Raw genomic sequence first — 4,378 nt, forward strand, 5'->3', positions numbered from 1 at the left:
GTGGTCATGGGGACTCCCTCCGCGGGCCGCCGCCCGTCGGCGGACCTGTCGGCACCATCCTGCGGCCGCGGCGCTGCGTCGGCTCGTCACGCCCTGCGGTCGCGGGGGCCGCGCGCGAGGAGGCGTCGCGGCCGGGGTAGCGTCGGACGCATGGAGAAGCGGGTTCTGGGACGCACGGGTAGGGAGGTCGGGGTCGTCGGCCTCGGCTGCTGGCAGCTGGGAGGGGACTGGGGCGACGTCGGCGACGACACCGCGCTGCAGATCCTCGACGCGGCCGTCGACGCGGGGGTCACCTTCCTCGACACGGCGGACGTCTACGGCGACGGGCGCTCGGAGCGGCTCGTGGGCCGGTTCCTCGCCGCCCGCGGCGGCGCGGGGTCCGGGCTGACCGTCGCGACCAAGATGGGCCGCCGGGCCGACCCGCACGTCGCCGACGCCTACACGCTCGACGCGTTCCGCGGCTGGACCGACCGATCGCGCAGCAACCTCGGCGTCGACACGCTCGACCTGGTCCAGCTGCACTGCCCGCCCACCGCGGTGCTGTCGCGCGAGTCGACCTACGACGCGCTCGACACCCTCGTCGACGAGAAGCGCGTCGCCGCCTACGGCGTGTCCGTCGAGACCGTGGACGAGGCCCTCACCGCGATCGCGCGGCCGAACGTCGCGTCGATCCAGATCATCCTCAACATCTTCCGTCGCAAGCCGCTCGACGAGGTGCTCCCCGCCGCCGCCGAGGCCGGCGTCGGGATCATCGCGCGCGTGCCCCTCGCGTCCGGCCTGCTGTCCGGCAAGTACGACGAGCACACGACGTTCGCCGCCGACGACCACCGGAGCTTCAACCGGCACGGCGAGGCGTTCGACGTCGGCGAGACGTTCTCCGGCGTGCCCTACGACGTCGGCGTCGCCGCGGCCCGCGAGGTCGCGGCGCTCACGCCCGAGGGGGCCACGACCGCGCAGCTCGCGCTGCGGTGGATCGTCGAGCAGCCCGGCGTGTCCGTCGTCATCCCCGGCGCCCGCACCCCCGACCAGGCGCGTGCCAACGCGGCCGCCGCCGACCTCGCCCCGCTCGGGGACGACACGTCGGAGCGCCTGCGCACGATCTACGACGAGCGCGTCCGGGAGCACGTGCACGGCCGCTGGTGACCTCGTCGGGCCGGTCGCCCGCGGAACCCGTGGTGGTCACGGCTGCGCGCGCGGCCGGCCCGTCGTCTCCGGGTGGACCACCCGTCTCGCACGCAGGCGGGTGCCGGTCGTCACGTTCCCGCGCCGGGTCGCGACGCGCTCAGGACTCGTCGGGTGCCGAGCTCTGCTCGGGGACCTTCGGGGTGCGGCGGCCGGTCAGCGCGCGCAGGCGCCGCCCGCGCTGCTCGGGGACCGCGGTGAGACCCGGCACGAGCGGTGCGCCGTCCTTGCGGTCGCCGACGATGAGCTTCGGCACCGCGCCCGCGGCGACCACGATCGTCTCCGGGAACTGCGCCGGCGGTGGGCCGAACGCGGCGCGCGCACCCTGGATGACCGTCCGGCCGAGCGCGCGGGCACCGGTCACGCCGACGACCGCGCCGATCCCGTAGGGCACGAGCCGCCCGAGCGCGAGACCCGTGTGGCGCGTGATCTGCGTGCGGAGCATCTTGCGGGTCAGCGTCGAGTTGACCTTGCGCACCGTCGCGATCGGCATGCGCGTGAGCAGCACGCGCGCCGCGTTCGCCGACGAGAACTCCGCCGCGTCCCCGACGGCCTTCGCGCCGGACTCGCCGAGGATCGTCGTGAGCAGCAGGGCACGTCGTCGCTCGACGTCCTCGACGTCGATCCCGTGCACGCTCGCCACGGCCAGCGCGAAGGCCGCCGACGCCCCGAAGAACGTCGCGACGTCGCTCGCGGTCAGCGTCAGCGCGACGCCGGTCCCGACCGCGGGGGCCGCTGCCGCCGCACCGACCGCGCCGCCCGCGGCGGCGACCACGACGAGGTACTCCTTCTCGAGCAGCCGCACGAGCTCCTCGGGCGTCGCCTCGGGGTTGCGTCGGCGCAGCTGGTCGACGTGCGCGTGGATCGTGGACGACGGGATCGTCACCGCCTTCGCGAGGGCGGCCTCGACGAGGCGTGGCATCCGCCTCAGCGCTCCCCGGTGACCGTCAGGGTCACCGCGGCCCCGCGCTCCAGGGTGCGGCCGACGGTGCAGTGCTGGTCGACCGCGCGGTGCACGACCGTGAGCAGGCGCTCGCGGGCGGCCGGGTCGAGGCTCGACAGGTCGACGACGAGCTCCTCCGCGAGCGCCGGGTAGCGGTCCTCGGTGTCGTGGGCCATGCCGCTGACCTTGATGGTGACGTCGACGTCGTCGCCCAGCCGGTGCGCGAGCGCCGCGTCGGACGACAGGCCGCTGCACGCGGCGAGCGCGATCTTGAGCAGCTCGCCGGGCGTGAACCGGCCCTCGTCACCGACCGAGCCGATGAGCACCTCGGCGCCGCGGGACGAGCGGCCCGTGTACTGCCGCTTGCCGGTGCGCTCGACCCACAGCTCGGTGTCGCCGGCGTTCTTCGTCACGTCGGGCGTCGTCGCGACCGCGGGCACGGGTGCGGGCGTGGACTCCGGGGCGGGCGTCGCGGACTCGGCCGCGGACGCGTCCGGAGCGGTCGGAAGCGTCTGCTGCGCCACCGTCTGGTCCGTCGTCATGCGCTCGATCCTGCCACGCAGGCGTCCGCGCGACCGCTCGGCGGGTGTTCGCCGTGCGAGGACGCGGTGCAGAGGTCGTGCGGCGAGGACCCGGTCAGGCGTCGCCCGCGACCTGGTCCAGGTAGTGCTGGTTGTACATGAGCCCGACCACGTTGCCGAAGGGGTCGACGACCGCGGCGGTCACGAACCCGGGCCCGAACTCCGTGATCGGCTGCAACGGCGTCGCACCGGCCGCGAGGAACGTGTCGAGCGCCTTCTGCACGTCGTCGACCGCCCAGTACGCGACGATCCCGCCCGGCTCGCCGGTGCGCAGGCCCGGGAGCGCGAAGCGGCGGTCGATGATGCCGAGCTCGGTCCCGTGGTCGCCCAGCCGGAACTCGAGGTAGCTCGGTGCCGCGGGCGGCTCGGGGCGCGCGTAGTACGGCTCGACACCCAGCAGGTCGGCGTACCAGGCGCCGGCGGCGGAGACGTCGTCGGCCCACAGGGAGAGAGTCGAGATCCCGCGGAGCGTGACCGGTGCCGCCATGACCGTTCCTTCCGTCGTGGGGTGGTGCGTCCACGGTAGCGACGGGGTCCGACACGCCCGTCGGCCGTGCCCGAGGACCTGCGCGACCCGCGCGTCGGGCCTGCGGCGTGTGGCTGGACGCCGCCCCCGCGGCGCGCCAGGGTGAGCCTGCCGGTGGTGGTCGTGGCGACGGAGGTCCGGGTGGGCGACGGGACGGGTTCGGGCGCGGCGGGCACCACGGGGACCGGCCACGCGCAGCGCACGCTCGTGGTGCTCGCCGCGGTCGTGGTGCTGCTGGCCGGGGTGTGGGCGGCCCGCGACCTGCTGGGACCGCTCGCGCTCGGGGCGGTGATCGTCGTGATCGTGCACCCGCTGCGGTTCCCGCTCGAGCGGCGCGGCTGGCCCTCGTGGGCGGCGACGACGGTCGTCGTGGTCGTGGGGTGGCTCGTGATCCTCACGATCGCAGGGCTCATCGCGTTCGCGGTCGCGCGGTTCGCCGTCATGGTCGGCGACTACGCCGACGAGCTCGGCTCGGTGGTCGACGACGCGTCGCGGCGGCTCGCCGGCCTCGGGCTCGACGGGACCGCCGCGGACGCGGCGTCGGCGGCGCTCGACCCGGCCCGGCTGGTCGGCGTGGTCACGTCGCTGGGGTCGTCCGCGGTGTCGGTGCTCGGGGCGCTGTTCGTCGTCTTCGCGTACGTGCTGTTCATGGCGGCCGACGGTGCCCGGTACGCGAGCGCGGGGCGGCTGTTCGGCACCGAGCGCGGGCCGGCGCTCGGGCGCATCGCGCGGTTCACGACGGGCGTGCGGCGGTACTACGTCGTCAACGCGACGTTCGGTGCGATCGTCGCGGTGCTCGACGGGATCGCGCTCGCGATGCTCGGCATCCCCGCGCCGGTCGTGTGGGCGATCCTCGCGTTCGTCACGAACTTCGTGCCGAACGTGGGGTTCGTGCTCGGGCTGATCCCGCCCGCGGTGCTCGCGCTCGTCGTCGGCGGGTGGCCGCTCATGCTCGGCGTGATCGCGGTCTACTGCGTGGTCAACGTCGTGCTGCAGGTGCTGGTCCAGCCGAAGTTCGTGAGCGACGCCTGGTGCTTGGGCATGCCCCAGATGCCCTTGCCGCCCTTGACGGACACCTCGGTCGAGACGGGCAGGTCGACGACGTACTGGCCGAGCTGCAGCGTCCGCATGAGGGCGAGAGGCAGG

Annotated in this window: 5 protein-coding genes; 2 read left to right on the top strand and 3 right to left on the bottom strand. The window is 74.8% G+C overall.

Features of this window, described 5'->3' with window-relative positions:
* Positions 1-150: 150 nt before the first annotated feature.
* Complete coding sequence (locus HGA02_RS11550; protein ID WP_168679135.1) at positions 151-1,143, top strand: aldo/keto reductase; 993 nt, start codon at positions 151-153, stop codon at positions 1,141-1,143.
* 139 nt (positions 1,144-1,282) lie between these two features.
* Here HGA02_RS11550 and HGA02_RS11555 read toward each other — a convergent pair whose 3' ends face one another.
* The 3 genes from HGA02_RS11555 to HGA02_RS11565 all read right to left on the bottom strand — a co-directional run bounded on the left by HGA02_RS11555 (position 1,283) and on the right by HGA02_RS11565 (position 3,193).
* Positions 1,283-2,104: a hypothetical protein gene (locus tag HGA02_RS11555; RefSeq protein WP_168679136.1), complete on the bottom strand. Its 822-nt coding sequence runs from the start codon at positions 2,102-2,104 to the stop codon at positions 1,283-1,285.
* Between the two features lie 5 nt (positions 2,105-2,109).
* Positions 2,110-2,667 carry an OsmC family protein gene (locus HGA02_RS11560; RefSeq protein ID WP_246247702.1) on the bottom strand — a complete coding sequence of 186 codons (558 nt, stop codon included), beginning with the start codon at positions 2,665-2,667 and terminating at the stop codon, positions 2,110-2,112.
* Between the two features lie 94 nt (positions 2,668-2,761).
* On the bottom strand, positions 2,762-3,193 hold the full coding sequence (locus HGA02_RS11565) for a VOC family protein (protein ID WP_168679137.1): 432 nt from the start codon (positions 3,191-3,193) through the stop codon (positions 2,762-2,764).
* A 162-nt stretch (positions 3,194-3,355) separates the two neighbouring features.
* Between HGA02_RS11565 and HGA02_RS11570 the strand changes: the two genes are divergently transcribed.
* The coding region (locus tag HGA02_RS11570) for an AI-2E family transporter (RefSeq protein WP_343035451.1) at positions 3,356-4,378 on the top strand (1,023 nt) is incomplete at its 3' end.

The sequence above is a fragment of the Cellulomonas septica genome, assembly GCF_012396155.1.
Classification (GTDB): domain Bacteria; phylum Actinomycetota; class Actinomycetes; order Actinomycetales; family Cellulomonadaceae; genus Cellulomonas; species Cellulomonas septica.